Origin of the sequence: Nocardioides sp. URHA0020 (assembly GCF_000620705.1) — a bacterium.
Taxonomy (GTDB): domain Bacteria; phylum Actinomycetota; class Actinomycetes; order Propionibacteriales; family Nocardioidaceae; genus Nocardioides.
The window spans coordinates 355,542-370,422 of the sequence record NZ_KK211169.1 but is presented as its reverse complement, the minus strand read 5'-3'; the positions used below and the strand labels follow the sequence as shown (position 1 = coordinate 370,422).

Here is a 14,881-nt window from a genome sequence, read left to right as displayed (position 1 = left end):
TCAGGCGTCCGTCCCGGCGCCCGAGCGGCTTCTGTTGACGATCGTCGCGGCGACCGTGTTGACGACGAGGGTGATCAGGAAGAGCACGAAGCCGGCGGCGAGCAGCGCGGAGAGCTGGCTGGAGCTGGCGTCACCGAAGCGGCCGGCGATCAGCGCGGAGACGGTGTTGCCCCCGATCTCGAGGACCCGGGGCTTGACCTCGAAGGAGGGCGAGAGGATCAGCAGCACCGCGATGGTCTCGCCCAGCGCCCGACCGAGGCCCAGCATCGCGCCACCGATGATGCCGCCGCGACCGAAGGGCAGCACCACCGAGCGCACCATGCCCCAGCGGGTGGCGCCGAGCGCCAGCGCCGCCTCCTTCTCCCCCTGCGGCGTCTGCGAGAACACCTGGCGCATCACCGCGCAGGCCATCGGCAGCACCATCATCGCGACCGCGATGCCGGCCACGAACATGCTGAAGCTGTAGCGCGAGAGGACGGGGACGGCGGCGTTCGGGTCCGCGTCGTCGACCTGGAAGAGGGGGATGAACCCGAGGTTGCGGTCGAGCCACATCGCCAGGCCGGCCGCGTGCTCCATGATCAGGTAGGAGCCCCACAGCCCCCAGATGATCGAGGGCACCGCGGCCATCAGGTCGACCAGGGACACCAGCAGGGATCGCATCCCGGCGGGGGCGTACTCGCTGATGTAGAGCGCGGTGATCAGCGCCAGCGGGAACGCGATCGACATCGCGATCAGCGCGACCAGCACGGTGCCGCTGAGCACGGCCGCGATGCCGAGCACGTCGGCCTCCGGCTGCCAGCTCGACTCCGTGAAGAAGCTCCATCCGTAGTGCCGCAGCGTCGGCAGCGCCTGCCAGCCGAGGAAGACCCCGACGCCGCCGGTGATGACGAGGACGACCGAGCCCACGGTGCGGATCGCGGCCACGAAGACCTTGTCCGCACCCGTGGCCTTGCGCGAGATCGCGCGCGGGGTGGCCTCGACGTCGATCGCGTCGTGGACGGGGAGTGTCGTCACCTGGTTCTTTCTGGCGAGGCGCTCTCTCGAGCGCGCGGGCAAACGCCAGAAGTGTCAGGAGATCACCGAAACGAATGGTTCGTCGTCGGTGAACGACGAACGAACAGCACCGCCTGCTTTCGCCAACTTCGCCGCCCGCGAGGTTGCGCCTAGTCCGAACGGGTCATGCTCGGCCGCCCTGACCCACCCGTGAGGGCCAGGGGTGCCGCGCCCGGCCGTTCAACTCGCGTTCGGCTGACCCGCCGGCCGAGCAGGGAGGTCGAGCAGGGAGGGCCGCCAGGCCCGAGCCCGCTGGTCGAGCAGGGAGGGCCGCCAGGCCCGAGCGTCGTCGAGACCCCCGCACCCGACCGCCGTACGACGAGAGCACCGGACCGCTGGTCGAGCAGCGAGGGCCCCCAGGCCCGAGCGTCGTCGAGACCCCCGCACCCGACCGCCGTACGACGAGAGCACCGCGCCCCGCTGGTCGAGCAGGGAGGGCCGCCAGGCCCGAGCGTCGACGAGACCCCCGCACCCGACCGCCGTACGACGAGAGCACCCCACCGCTGGTCGAGCAGGGAGGGCCGCCAGGCCCGAGCGTCGTCGAGACCCCCGCACCCGACCGCCGTACGACGACAGCACCTCACCCGCCGCTGGTCGAGCAGGGAGGGCCGCCAGGCCCGAGCGTCGACGAGACCCCCGCACCCGACCGCCGTACGACGAGAGCACCCCACCGCTGGTCGAGCAGGGAGGGCCGCCAGGCCCGAGCGTCGTCGAGACCCCCGCACCCGACGGCGGCGCCATCGCTGCGGGGGTCTCGACACGGTTGCTGCGCAACCTGCTCGACCACCGGGACGCCGTACGACGAGAGCACCGGACCCGACGCCCGCCTTCCCTGCGGGGGTCTCGACACGGTTGCTGCGCAACCTGCTCGACCACCGAGACGCCGTACGACGAGACACGGTTGCTGCTCGACCGCCGGGGGCGGCGGTCGGCTAGGACCTGTCGAGCTCCGCCAGCGAACGCAGGATGCAGAACTCGTTGCCCTCCGGGTCCGCGAGGACCACCCAGCCGCTGTCGGGGCCGTACTTGCCTCGCAGGTCGTCGACGACGGTGGCGCCGTGCGCGAGCAGGGTCTCGAGCTCCTCGTCCCGCGTGGCGGCCCGGGGGCGCAGGTCGAAGTGCAGGCGGTTCTTGGCCGTCTTGGCGTCCGGGACCTCGATGAAGAGCACCTGGTGCCCCGTCTCGGGGTCCCGGATCATGCACTCCTCGTGCCCGGGCAGGTTGGGGTCACCGTCGATGTCGACGTAGCCGAGCACCGGCTTCCACCACTCGGAGAGGTCGTAGGCGTTGGTGCAGTCGACGGTGGTGTGCGAGATGAAGGCGGTCACCGCACCAGCGTCGCGGCACCCGCCGCCGAGATCAACGCAATATGACGGGAGCGGGTCCTCGCCGGGGGGTGCACCAGGCGAGGACCCGCTCCCTCCACCAGGGGGTGCACCCGGTGGGTCTGGGGGACGGCGTCGAGCTAGCCGAAGCGGCCGTTGACGTAGTCGGACGTGCGCTGGTCCTGGGGGTTCTCGAAGATGGTCGCCGTCGGACCGTGCTCGACGATGACGCCCGGCGTGCCCTGGCTGGCCAGGAAGAACGCGCAGCGGGCCGAGACGCGGTGCGCCTGCTGCATGTTGTGGGTGACGATCACGACCGTCACCTGCTGACCGATCTCCATGATCGTCTCCTCCACGACACGCGTGGAGGTCGGGTCGAGCGCCGAGCAGGGCTCGTCCATGAGCAGCACCCGCGGGCGTACGGCGAGGGACCGCGCGATGCACAGCCGCTGCTGCTGGCCGCCCGAGAGCGCGGAGCCCGGCTGCTTGAGCCGGTCGCGCACCTCGGCCCACAGACCGGCCCGGGTCAGCGACTCCTCGACCAGCGAGTCCTTGTCGGACTTGCCGATCTTGGTGCCGGTGATCTTCAGCCCGGCCAGCACGTTGTCGTAGATCGACATCGCCGGGAAGGGGTTGGGCTTCTGGAAGACCATCCCGATCGCCTTGCGGGCGTCGGTCAGCCGCCGGTCGGGGTCGTAGATGTCCTCTCCGTCGAGCAGCACCGAGCCGGCCAGGGCCGCACCGGGGACGAGCTCGTGCATCCGGTTGAGGATCCGCAGGAACGTCGACTTGCCGCAGCCGGACGGCCCGATCAGCGCCGTCACCTCACCACCGGGAATGTCCAGGCTGACCCGGTCGAGGACCTTGCGCTGCCCGAACCACGCGGAGATCGCGTCCGCGCGCAGGTCCGCCGGCGCGACCCGGCTGCCGCCCCCCGACGGGATCGCCGGCGGGACCGCTTCGAGGATCTCTGTCGTCATGCCTTCGTCCACCTTCGGTGCTTGCTCGTCCATGTCGCTGCGTCGTGCCGCCGTCCGGCCGGGAGGCGCAGAGGCCTCCCGGCCGGGCGTCGGACTACTTCGACGTGACCGTGGTCGTCCTGCTCGTCGCGCCCAGCACGTACGCCGAGCCTGCGTAGACGACCTTGATCTGGTGCTTGCCCTTCTTGAGCTTGGGCAGCGTGATCGTGATCTTGCCCTTCTTGGCCGTCGTCAGGGTGCCGCTCTTGAGCAGCTTCCTGCCGTCGTACACCTTGACCGAGCCGGTCGGCACGACCCCGGTGGCCTTGACGGTCACCGCCACCTTGCCGGCCTTGGTCCGCTTGACGGACCTCGCAGTCGTCGCGGTGACGGTCGCCTTGGCCTTGGCGACGACGAGCGCCTTGGTGATCGTCGCGCCGGCGACGTCGGCGCCGCCGCCATAGACCAGCGTCAGCGTGCGACTGCCCGGCACGAGTGCCCTGCCGGAGACGCTGAGCGTCGCCTTGCCGGCCGACAGCGTCCTGGTCGCGAGCGTCTTGGAGCCCAGCTTGACGCTGACGGTGCCGGCGGCCGGCTCCGTGCCGACCTTGGCGGTCGCGGTGACGGCGAAGGCCTTGCCGTACGTCGCCCGGGTGGGCCACACACCGGTCAGGGTCGACGCCGACTTGGCGACGCTGAGGTTGACGGTGCTCGAGTCGGACGGTGCGAACTCCTCGGGATCCGTGGGTGTGAAGCTCGCCGTGAAGGCGTGCGACCCGGCCGTGGTCACGGTGATCTCCGCGTCGGCGTGGCCCGCGACGACGTCGACGGCCGGCGCGACGGCGGTCGCCCCGTCCTTGAAGGTGACCGTGCCCGCGGCCGACGGGGAGACGGACGCGCTCAGGGTGACCGCGTCGCCGACGGTGACGCCGGTGCTGGGCGCCACCTCGAGCGTGGTCGTCGTGGCCTGGCCGGTCGAGCCGGGGCCGTCGGTCTTGGTCCAGGTGTTGGCGTCCGTGTCGACGCGCACGTAGGTCGAGGCGTACCTCGGGCCGAGGCCGACGTCCTTCCCGCTCGCCGCGCTGGTCCGCAGCCGGATCTCGTAGACGTCGGTCGAGCTCGGGAAGGCGTCCACCACGTCGGCGAGCGTCGTGTCGTCGCCGTCCAGGGCGTACGCCGGCTTCGTGCCGACCTCAGCAGGTGCGCCCTCGATCGGGAACTGGGCCGTGCCCGAGATCTGGTAGCCGGTCCACGCACCGGGCGCCAGGCCCAGGTCGGGGACATAGGCGAACAGCGTGGCGAAGTCGTCATCGGCTCGGACGGTGCCCGCAGCGACGGCGTACGCCGCCAGCGGGTCGTCGAGTGCGCCGCTGGTCACCGCCGCACCCCCGGGGCCGAGCAGGCTGAGCGCGCCGGCCCGCTGCGGGTCCGGTGACGCCGCGTCGTCGTCGGCGGCGTACCACGCCGCGGCGTCGCCCGCCGTCGCCGGGGTCCAGTCCGCGGCGACGGCACCGGTGGTGGCCGCGCCGACGAGGGCGAGGCCGATCCCGGCCGCCCACGCCTTTCTCAGTCGGACGTTCATGGTGTTCCTCTCGGGAAGATCTGGGTCGACCGCGTCGGGTCAGGGGGTGGTGGTGCCGGTCAGGACGGCGTCGGCAGCACCGGCGCACGAGGCGTGGCCGCCACGGACGAGGTGCCAGCTGTCACCGTCGACCCGGAGGTCGGCGGTGTCGTAGTGGTCGGTGAGCGCGCCGCCCTCGGGCGAGGACAGCACCAGGCGGAGCTGGACGTAGCCGTCGTCGGTGGCCGGGAAGGCGGCCACGAAGGCCGCCAGCGTGGTGGACCTGGCCGTGAGCGCCGCCGCGGGTGCGCCCGGGTCGGCGTACGACGTCGGGGCGATCAGCTGCTGGCCGCTGAACTCCGCGGCGTCCACACCCGCACGGGGCTGGTGGGCGTAGAGCACCGCGACGCGACCGTCGCCGTCGAAGCCGGCCGGAGCCGCCGTGGAGCCGAGCACCACCGGGGCGAACGGCTTGTCGCCGATCTTGCCCTCGGTGACAGCGGTGCCGTCCGACCCGCAGAGGGTCAGCAGGCCGGTCGAGCGGGCGTCGTCGTACGGCGCCTGCTCCTCGCCGCCGCGCAGGAAGTACAGCGCGGCGGCGACCAGGGCGGCCGCGACGAGCGCGACGACGACGATCACGCGAGTGCGCACGCGTCGTGGTGTCGTCGTGCTCATCGTGGCTACCTGCTCCTTGGTGCTGCTCACCTGGGTGTCCTCGCTCCGGGTACGACGATCAGTTGGTGCCCTTGCTGGCGTCGTACGCCGGGGTGATCCCCGCCGCCGCCAGCAGGGCCTGACCGGCCTCGGTCTTCACGAACGGGTCCGGACCACCGGGGTTGTAGAAGAGCGCCTGCACCCAGTTCAGGGTGCTGCCCGGCTGCCACGGCACGTCGCTCGTGTAGTCGGAGTCCCGGAAGATCGCGTTGTAGGCGAAGTCCACCCCGAACGGGTCGGCCAGCGTCTTGGTGCCCGAGCTGTCCTCGTCGAGGAGCTGGATGCCCGCCGCGGTCAGCGCCACCCGGTCCTGGGTCGAGGAGTAGTTGTTGATGCTGCCGTTGGGCGAGTTGGCGTAGTAGCCCTTGCCCAGCAGGTTGAAGCGACCGCGCGGGAAGGGCACGATCGCGTTCTTGCGCTGCGCGAGCGTCGGCAGCCCGGTGATCACCGTCGGGTCGTTCTGCTGGACGATCGGCAGCGCGGGGTCGATGGACGGGTCGCTGCCCTTGAGGCGCTTGAGCTCGTTGAGGAAGATGTTCTTCATGCCGGCCGTGGCGGGCAGGTAGAGCGCGACGATGGACTGTCCGGCGACGGCGGCGTCGGAGCCCGGCACCGCGTTGGTGCCCCAGCCGGGGATGTCGCCCCAGGTCTTGTACGTGCCCTCGTAGATGGCCAGGACCTGGGCACCGGTCAGGTGGTCGGGGGCGTTGGAGGTCTCGTCGACGCCGACGGTGGCCGGGTCGTCGGCGGAGGTCGCGATCAGGTCGCGGTCGAGACCGACCTGGATCGTGCGCAGCCGGCTCCCGAGGTTGTTGGTGGCGGCCGTCTGCTGGGCCCCGGTCGGCGCGTTGGGGCTGCGCGCGACGTCGATCCAGCCGGGGACGTCGCGCGTCAGGCTGTTCAGACCGCCGGTGCCACCGCTGGGACGGGTGACGTTGTCGGCACCGGCGCGCAGCGTGATCGTCGGGTTGAAGACCGTGTCCGTGCCGGAGAGGTAGGAGCTGCGGCCGTTGCCGTCGCCCGAGGAGTCGAAGTTGATGAACCGCCACTTGTTGCCGGCGGTGTTGTAGCCGGGCAGCTCGTGGTAGCCGTCGGCGAGGAAGTTGAAGGCGTTCTGCTGGATGTCCGAGCCGACGCTGACGACGTCGCCGGCCTGCGGGCCGAGGTCGGCGTCCGCCGGGGTGGCCGACAGCGCGCCGACAGCGAGGGCGCCGACGAGGGCGAGCCCGACGCTGGTCCGTCTGGTGAGCATGGTGTGCCTTTCTCTGCTGACAGTCCGCCGAGCTGCGCGGCGGCGATGGATGGACTCTAGAATCTCTAGTTGATTTATGCGGTTTGTGGTTGAGATCTGGGACGAGCGGTCTAGATGTGTGTCCGGCCGCAGTGGGTGGACGCCCTCAGACGAGGGCCGGGAGGAACTGGGACGCCAGGGACGAGCAGAGCCACGCGGCGGCCAGCACGACGGGCGCGCCGGCGATCCAGGCGCCCCGGTGCGACCAGCGCTGCCACGCCCACACCGTCGCGACCAGGGCACCGAGGAGCAGCTGCAGCGCGAGCGCGAGCTCGGCGAGGGTGCCGGCGCTGACGTGCACCTCCATCGGCGAGACCGGGTCTCGCGTGCCGACCACCCCGGCCGGCGCCGCGTCCGCGAGGACGGCGTCGACGTACACCGTGTCGCCGGGAGCGAGGGCACCGAACCGCCCGTCGCCGGCGGCCGTCACCAGCGACAGCCGTCCCTCCTTGGCCTGGAGGGCGGCCGGGACCGGGTCGCCGCGACGTCGTACGCCGTTGACGGTGTAGGTGAAGCGTCCCTGCCCCGTCGTGACGAGGATCCGGTCGCCGACCCGCAGGCGCGGGAGGTCGGCGAACGGCGCGCCGAACGCCAGCGACCGTCCCATCAGGACGCTGACGCCCTGCTGCCCGGGCAGCACGCTGCCCAGGAGGTGCCCGGGACCGTCGGCCGTCTGCTCCGCACGGGTGCCCTCGACGACCACCAGGTTGCTGATGCCGAGCGCCGGGACGTCCAGCACCGCGATGGGCGTGCCGGCCGGGGCTCCGGCGGACATCGGCGCGGTGCCTAGGGCAAGCTCCGTGCGCACCCGGTCGTACAGGCCCTTCTGGGCGTGGCCCTGCTCGAACCCGCTCAGCACGGTCAGGTAGACGACCAGCCAGACGGCGACGAGCGCCAGGGCCAGCAGCGCCTGGGACACACCGAGCCGGATCGGCTCGCGAGCGAGGCCGGGCGGGACCGAGGCGTCGACGGGTCCGGTCCGGACGACGGTCGGCTCGTCGGGCGCGAGGAGCACGCTCATCGGCGCCACCGCTTCCGCACCGACGTCCTCGCCGTACGGGCGGTCGACCCGGCTCCGGCGGCGAGCGCCTCGCCCCAGCGCAGCCAGACCCCGGCGAGTCCGGACGCCAACGCGAGCAGGAGCACGGCCGGCACCCCGGCGGCTCCCAGCGAGGAGTGCTCACCCGCGGTGAGGGCGACCTCGCTCGTGACAACGTCGCCGTCGGCGCGCGGGGTCGCCGACGGCGACGGGGAGCCGCTGGGGCTCGCCCCCGCCGGCACCACGGGCGGCGCGCCGACGCCGGCCGGAGGGATCGGGGGGACCGCGGTGGAGGCGGACGGCGTCGCACTCGGCGTGGGGGTGGGCGTCGGCGTGGGCGTCGGGGTCGGCGAGGCGCTCCGACCGGAGCACACCTCGTCTGCATTGGTCTGCGGCACGTCCGTGACCGACGGGATGTCGCCCGCCTGGGCGCGGACGGCGGCGGCCGCGGCGAGGGTGTAGTCGCGCAGGTCCCCGAGCCCGTCGGCGGCGGTAATCGGCAGGTAGCCGGCGGGCAGGTAGCCGTTGGCCGTGCCCGTCACCTGGCCTCGGCCGGCGGCGTAGCAGAGCAGCGTGGTCAGCCGGCCCGACACCTCGGGGCTCAGCCCGCGGGTCGGGATGTCGGCGTAGACCGGCATCAGGCCCGGGTACGCGGCCATGCCGCTGGACCTGCTCAGGGTCGAGGGGTCGAAGACCCACGCCTGGGCGCCCTTGTCCGGGTGCAGCAGGGCGGCCGCCGCGGTGAGCCCGTCGACGTCGGGCTGGACGAACCAGCGCCCACCGTCGCCCGTGAACTGCTGACCTGCCGGCACGGTCGACCGGGTCTGCAGGGCGGCCGATCGGAGGTTGTAGCGGTAGGTCGACGAGACGGAGACCAGACCGAGCACGAAGCGGTGGCCGACCTGCTGGCGGCCCTGCTGCTTCAGGGCGATCTGCGAGAGGTCGCCGGCGTCGTCGGCGTTGCACTTCACCTTGGGCGCCGCGACGGCGTACTGCATGTTCTGCACGATCGTCGCCAGGTAGCCCGTCGGGTTCGCGATCAGCCCGAGGTACGGCGCGGGGCTGCGGTTGTAGCAGATGTTGGAGCCCACGGTCATCGCGGCCAGGGCCGCCGGGTCGCTCATCGGCCAGTCGTCGAGCTGGGGCCACGAGTCGACCGGCAGGTCGATCCCCCGGTAGCGCGGGTTGACCTTCATGCCCCACGGGTCCGGCGTGCCGTCCAGCCAGGCCCGCGCCTCGGGATCCGCGTCGAGGTAGCGGGTGAGCGCGTTCATCAGGTCGGCATCGGTCGCGAGCGTCTGGAGGGTGGTGGCGGCCTCGAAGACGGCGGTGGTGGGCAGGCCGGGGTTGAGGGCCACGAACTCCGGGTCCAGCAGCAGGCTGTAGGGGTTGGCCGACAGCGCGGCGTAGTTGTTGCGCACGGTCGGGGTCGCCGGATAGCTCTGCGAGAGCAGCTTGGCGAGCAGGCGGGCGTTGAGCTTGAGCCTGTCGTAGCGCTCACCGTCGGCGGTGTCGATCGAGTAGGCGATGGCGAACCCGCCGACCGCCACCGGCGCCTGCACGACGGTGCGGGTGAAGCCGCCGACGGGCGGGCCGGAGGTGAGCGCCGCGTCGATGCCACCCGAGTCCAGCAGGTTGCGCGACGCGGTGTCGGCGGCCTGGACGTGGGTGAAGGGGAAGAGCGACGAGTCCGTGCAGAACTTCGGCTGCCACGACGACGTCAGCTCGGCCAGCACCACCGACCCGAAGAGGGCCTGTGGCTGCTTGGTGCTGACCACGTCGCAGACGTCGCCGGTCACCGCGAAGTCCAGCGGCACCGTGATCCGGTTGCGCCAGTTCGACTCCGCCCACCACAACGATCCCGCCACGGCCGGGTTGGGGTTGCGGACCCCCGCACCCTGGCCGCCCTGGTAGCGGTCGGGGGCGCGGCAGGTCGCGTCGGCCGCGGCCGACTTCGACGCCGAGAGGCGTCGCTCCACCGGCAGCCTGGTCCCGAAGCCGTCGCAGCTGATGCCGACGATCGGGACGGCGACCAGCGAGCAGGCGACGTCGCTCGAGCAGCCCAGCGACGCGTTCTCGTTCTTGGTCCACACGGCGAACTGCGAGCTCCCGCGGCCGTTGGTCCCGGTGATGCCGTACGTCGTGTTGCTCGGCAGGCCGCCGGACTCCACGTCGTCGGACTCCGGCGGGGTGCCGACGCACCCGAGGGCGGGGCTCGGCCCCCCGTAGTAGACGGTGCCGTTGGCGGCGCGGAAGGGCAGCCAGTGCTCGGCGGGCGCCGTACGACGGGGGCAGGACGCGGGGCGGGGGTCGGGCGCCCCGACGATGGCGTTGCGGTCGTCGGGCGCGGCGTACGCGTCGGACCGCCAGGCCGGCAGCCCGTTGTCGCTGTCCTCGAGGTAGCGCTCGCTGGTCGTCTGGGTCCAGCACGTCTGCGGGCTGAGCCGCTCCTGCCCCCTCGGCACGGTGCCGGTGGTGTCGACGCCACGGCACTGCAGCAGCACGAAGGGGTACTCCTGGTTGCGCCCCGCCGCCGAGTTCGGGTCGGCGACGACGCCTCCGGTCGGCTGGGCGCCGGACCACGAGACGCTGATCTCCTGGCGCCCGCGCAGGTTCTTGGTCTCGGAGACGTCGAGGGTGATGTCGTGGCTGCTGACCTTCTCCTCGGCGCCGGTGGCGTCGAGCAGGACGCGCGTCGCCGTGACGTGCCGCTCGACCCCGCTGCCGGTGCCGCTCTCGGCGCCCGAGGGCGGCGCGGTGAGCGCGAAGAAGCCGGCCACGCTGCCGAGCAGGAGCGAGCAGACCAGGAGCAGGCGCGAGGTGTGGTCGCGGGCCGGCGTCACGGTCGTCTCCCCCGACCGCGCGACAGCGCGCTGCCGACGGCGGCCGGCACCACCAGCGCGGAGAGCAGCAGCCCGATGACCAGGGCGCTGAGCACGAGGGGCGGTCCCGAGTGCTGGTCGGCGGCGAGGGTGGTCGCGACCACGCTGGCGCTCTGGTCGGCGGTGCCGCTGCCACCGCCGGCGCCGGCGCCCAGCCCGAGGTCGTCGACCACGCCCGGCTCCGCGGCGCCCGGCGCGGCTCCCCCGGCGACCGACCCGTCGCCCGTCGTGCCACCGGTGCCGGTCCCGGCGCCCGCGCCGGTCCCGGTCCCGGTGCCCGAGCCGGTGCCGGTCCCGGACCCGGTGCCGGACCCGGTGCCGCTGCCGCCGCCCGACCCGCCTCCCTTGCCGCCGCCCGACCCGGGGTTGCCCGAGGTGCCGGGGTTCTCGTTGAAGGCACCCGCCCCCTCGCCGCACGGTCCCTGGCCCGGACGGTCGCAGTCCGGCGGGTTCGGCGCGATCTGGGCGAGGTGGTTGGCGTTCGGGTTGCCGGCGATGAAGGTCGGGTTGTGGCAGGTGCTGACGTCACGCCTGGTGAGGTCGACCTTGGGGTCGGCCTTCTTCAGCTTGCCGATCTGGGTGAAGCCCGCCTTGACCAGGTTGACCGGCAGCGGCGAGTAGCCGATCGGACCGATCTCGGACTGGCCCTGGCAGATCGAGAAGTAGAGGAAGTCGGCGATCGTCTGCCGCTTCGCGGTCGACATCCGGCTGTCGTCGGCCGCCGTCGGGATGATCGCGTAGACGTACGACGACAGCGGGTAGGTGCGCTTGTCGGGGTTGACGTAGACCTTGTCGAGGCTCTGCGTCAGGTAGTTGGGGTCCTGGGGGTTGTTGTTGATCTCGGCCTTGGTCAGCGCCACGGCGACGTTGTACTGCGTCGGCAGCGTGTAGTAGCCGGCCTTGTTGAGGACCTTGGCCACCGGGAAGTTCGCCATCAACGGGTAGGAGTACTCCTCCATCGCGATCGCGCCGTTGGTGTTGGCGCTCTTGACGAAGTTCATGACGCCGTCGGAGCCGGCCTGGGCCCGCTGCGGTCCCCGAGCATCGCCGCAGTTGAGGGGGAAGTAGTCGGAGGGTGCGGTCTTGCCGCCGTTGCACTTCGACCAGATCGACGGGTACTGCTTCGACAGCCAGGTCGTGAACTGGTTGGTGACGCCGGCGCCGTCCGAGCGGACCACCGGGATCACCGGGATCGACGGCAGCGCCCTGCCGTTGTTGTCCTTGGTGATCGCCGGGTCGTTCCAGTTGGTGATCTGGTTGGTGAAGATCTTCGCGATGGTCTCGCCGGAGAGCCGGATCGTGCGGACCAGCTTGCCCGCGACCTCGACGTGGTAGGGGAACGACGTGCCGCCGGCCACGATCGGCAGGTAGGCGAACGAGCGGCCCAGCGGGGTGTCCGGGACACCGGTCGTCGGGTCCTTGCCGCGGTACGGCGAGTCCGTGACGCCGAAGTCGGTCGACTTGTTGGCGTAGTCCTTGCGGCCCTGGGCGGCACCGTTGGCGGTGTAGACGACCTTGAGTCCCTGGTCGTTGACGTCGGCGACCCACTGGTTGACGGCGTTGGCCGCCCAGCTCGACCCCGAGCCCTGGATCAGGGCGTGCGGGGCCGCGGCGCTGGCGGCACCGGGGCCGGACAGGACGACCAGCAACAGCGCGAGGAACGCCACGGCGTAGGAGCGCAGGGTCATCGGGACTTCTTCTCCTTGGCGACGAAGCGAGTGAGCACGAAGAGCCCGAGCACCACGGCGAGCAGCACGGTCGCGGCGGCGTACCCGCGCTCCTCGAAGGTCGGGTTGCCGGAGCTGACGGCCGTGTAGACGTAGAGCGGCAGCGAGTTCATCGGGTTGTTGAACGGGTCGGTGTTGAAGTACGTGCTGGCACCCGAGACCAGGAGCAGCGGCGAGGTCTCGCCGACGACGCGTGCGACGCCGAGGATCAGCGCGGTCGCCAGGCCCGGCCGGGCTGTCGGCAGCACCACGCGCCACACCGTCTGCCACTTGCCGGCACCGAGGGCGTACGACGCCTCGCGCAGGCCGCCCGGCACGACACCCAGCACGACGTAGCTGGCCCGGGCCATGATCGGCATCGCCATCACGCTGAGCGCGAGCGCGGCCGCGAAGCCGCTGGACGGCATGCCGAGGTAGACCAGGAACACGGTGTAGATGAAGAGGCCGGCGACGATCGAGGGCAGCGCCGTCATCGCCTCGACGAAGGTGCGCACCAGCCGGGCGCCGCGGCCGCCGACCTCGGACATGTAGACCGCCGTCGCGACCCCGAACGGCATCGCGAGGACGACCGCGATGATCACCTGGATCAGGGTGCCGACGATGGCGTGCGCGATGCCGCCCTTGGTGAACGGGTCGTCGGCGCGCACGCCGGCCATGTCCTCGGTGAAGAAGTTCCAGTGCAGCAGCACCGGCAGCCCCTTCAGCGTGATCATCACGACGGTGCTGAGCAGTGCGAGCCCGACGACGGTCGGTGCCGCGATCACCAGCGTCGTCACGAGGCGGTCGGTGACCACGGTCCACGGCTGGGACATCTTGGTCAGCCCGCCGTAGAAGAGCGCGAACACGGCGTACCAGACCAGGACGAAGCCGAGCTTGCTGGAGTACGGGAGGATCTGGAAGTAGAGCAGCCACGTCGTCGCCACCGACCCCGCGAGCGCCGCGACCAGCACGATCCGGTCCTCCGGCGTGCGGTGGCTGGGGCGGCGTACCTCCTCGGTCGTCGTGCGCGGCACGGCGACGGGGCGCAGCTCGGTCGGCGGGGGCAGGGTCGCGGTCACAGCTCGGTCACCGACCCGCTGCGCGACCGGCTGACGATGACGGCCGCGACGGTGTTGACGACGAGCGTCATGCAGAAGAGCAGGAAGCCCGCGGCCAGCAGCGCCGAGAGCTGCGACGGCGTGGCCTCCTTGTACTTGCTCGCGATCAGGGCCGAGATCGTCGAGGCGCCGGACTCGAGGACGTAGGGCTTGATCTCGAAGGCCTCGGAGATGACCAGGACCACGGAGATGGTCTCGCCCAGCGCACGTCCCAGCGCCAGCATGCTGCCGCCGATGATGCCGCTCTTGCCGAACGGGATCACCACGGTGCGCACCATCGCCCAGCGGGTGGCGCCGAGCGCGAGCGCGGCCTCCTTCTCGCCCAGAGGCGCCTCCGACAGGACCTCGCGCATCACCGAGGTGGCCATCGGGAAGATCATCATCGCGACGGCGATGGAGGCGATCGCGGCGGATCCGGCGTACGCCGGGTAGCCGGGCGCCTGGCTCCAGATCGGGTAGTCGACGTCCGTGCGGACGTGGAAGAACGGGATCCAGCCGAAGGTCTTGCTGAGCCAGTGGGTCACGTGGGTGGCGTGCGGCTGGATGAAGAGCAGCACCCACAGGCCGAAGACGATGCCCGGCACCGCGGCCATCAGGTCGGTGATCCGGATCAGGCTCGGTCGCAGCCATGGCGGCGCCCACTCGGAGATGAAGAGCGCGCTGAGCAGCGCGAGCGGCACGGCCAGGAGCATCGCGATCACGGCGACCTGGATGGTGCCGGTGAAGACGGCGGCGATGCCGATGACGTCCTGGCTGGGCAGCCACCGGTACTCGGTGAAGAACGACAGGCCGTAGTGGCGCAGCGTCGGGATCGCCTGCAGCCCCAGGAAGATGCCGATCGCCGAGATGATGACCAGCACGATGTAGCCGATCGCCCGGGACCCGTGGATGAAGACCTGGTCCTGGAGCGAGTGCCGCGAGGTGAGCCGTCGCGGGACGTCCTCGACCTCCCCGGGCACCCCGGTGGGCCCGGGGGCGGCGGGCGCCAGCACGTCACCTGACATGTGCATTCCTTCTCACGACACGAAGCAACACCTGCGCCTGTCCGTGGCGGACAGAGCGCAGCTTCAGGCGACGGTTGCACCCATAGCCATCAATCCCGAGAAGATTACGCGACTATAGTCGATTTGGTGTACGAATCCGGCAACCGGTGACAGCGCTCCACCAGCTCGGCGGCTCGCTGGCCGAGGTGGGGCCGGGCGGGACCCACCTGGCCGCCGCCGGGACCCGCTG

At 71.7% G+C, this 14,881-nt stretch carries 11 protein-coding genes; all 11 read right to left on the bottom strand.

Translation table 11 applies throughout. The features are described 5' to 3' along the window. Complete coding sequence (gene pstC / locus N542_RS0116640; RefSeq protein WP_081795248.1) at positions 1-1,014, bottom strand: phosphate ABC transporter permease subunit PstC; 1,014 nt, start codon at positions 1,012-1,014, stop codon at positions 1-3. 971 nt (positions 1,015-1,985) lie between these two features. Further along, positions 1,986-2,381 (bottom strand): VOC family protein, encoded by a 396-nt coding sequence (locus N542_RS0116635; protein WP_028644896.1) that lies wholly within the window; start codon positions 2,379-2,381, stop codon positions 1,986-1,988. A gap of 137 nt (positions 2,382-2,518) precedes the next feature. Then, positions 2,519-3,358 (bottom strand): phosphate ABC transporter ATP-binding protein, encoded by an 840-nt coding sequence (locus N542_RS0116630; RefSeq protein WP_028644895.1) that lies wholly within the window; start codon positions 3,356-3,358, stop codon positions 2,519-2,521. A gap of 94 nt (positions 3,359-3,452) precedes the next feature. Next, positions 3,453-4,919 carry an Ig-like domain-containing protein gene (locus N542_RS0116625; RefSeq protein WP_028644894.1) on the bottom strand — a complete coding sequence of 489 codons (1,467 nt, stop codon included), beginning with the start codon at positions 4,917-4,919 and terminating at the stop codon, positions 3,453-3,455. Between the two features lie 39 nt (positions 4,920-4,958). Beyond that, a complete protein-coding gene (locus N542_RS0116620) occupies positions 4,959-5,603 on the bottom strand; it encodes a hypothetical protein (RefSeq protein ID WP_155993157.1) in 645 nt (214 codons plus the stop codon). 28 nt (positions 5,604-5,631) lie between these two features. Beyond that, positions 5,632-6,864, bottom strand: a complete 1,233-nt coding sequence (locus N542_RS0116615; RefSeq protein WP_028644892.1) for a hypothetical protein — start codon at positions 6,862-6,864, stop codon at positions 5,632-5,634. Between the two features lie 145 nt (positions 6,865-7,009). After that, positions 7,010-7,924, bottom strand: a complete 915-nt coding sequence (locus N542_RS25285) for a sortase (protein ID WP_155993155.1) — start codon at positions 7,922-7,924, stop codon at positions 7,010-7,012. Then, positions 7,921-10,785: a hypothetical protein gene (locus N542_RS0116605; RefSeq protein WP_028644891.1), complete on the bottom strand. Its 2,865-nt coding sequence runs from the start codon at positions 10,783-10,785 to the stop codon at positions 7,921-7,923. The genes N542_RS25285 and N542_RS0116605 overlap by 4 nt, the downstream gene beginning before the upstream one ends. Beyond that, positions 10,782-12,512, bottom strand: a complete 1,731-nt coding sequence (locus N542_RS25280; protein ID WP_036508218.1) for a substrate-binding domain-containing protein — start codon at positions 12,510-12,512, stop codon at positions 10,782-10,784. The genes N542_RS0116605 and N542_RS25280 overlap by 4 nt, the downstream gene beginning before the upstream one ends. Continuing rightward, the gene (gene pstA / locus N542_RS25275; RefSeq protein ID WP_231482706.1) at positions 12,509-13,609 is read right to left on the bottom strand and encodes a phosphate ABC transporter permease PstA; all 1,101 of its coding nucleotides are present in this window, start codon (positions 13,607-13,609) and stop codon (positions 12,509-12,511) included. The genes N542_RS25280 and pstA overlap by 4 nt, the downstream gene beginning before the upstream one ends. Continuing rightward, entirely contained in the window at positions 13,606-14,652 is a 1,047-nt protein-coding gene (gene pstC / locus N542_RS0116590; protein ID WP_081795247.1) for a phosphate ABC transporter permease subunit PstC, read from the bottom strand. Before pstC (N542_RS0116590) ends, pstA begins: the two co-directional genes overlap by 4 nt. Positions 14,653-14,881: the final 229 nt, after the last annotated feature.

What these genes read in the sequence shown, in the direction of transcription:
- N542_RS0116630 (WP_028644895.1), bottom strand. Translation starts at nt 3,358, where the DNA reads ATGACGACAGAGATCCTCGAAGCGGTCCCGCCGGCGATCCCGTCGGGG.
- pstC (WP_081795247.1), bottom strand. Translation starts at nt 14,652, where the DNA reads ATGTCAGGTGACGTGCTGGCGCCCGCCGCCCCCGGGCCCACCGGGGTG.
- N542_RS25285 (WP_155993155.1), bottom strand. Translation starts at nt 7,924, where the DNA reads ATGAGCGTGCTCCTCGCGCCCGACGAGCCGACCGTCGTCCGGACCGGA.
- N542_RS0116615 (WP_028644892.1), bottom strand. Translation starts at nt 6,864, where the DNA reads ATGCTCACCAGACGGACCAGCGTCGGGCTCGCCCTCGTCGGCGCCCTC.
- N542_RS0116625 (WP_028644894.1), bottom strand. Translation starts at nt 4,919, where the DNA reads ATGAACGTCCGACTGAGAAAGGCGTGGGCGGCCGGGATCGGCCTCGCC.
- N542_RS25280 (WP_036508218.1), bottom strand. Translation starts at nt 12,512, where the DNA reads ATGACCCTGCGCTCCTACGCCGTGGCGTTCCTCGCGCTGTTGCTGGTC.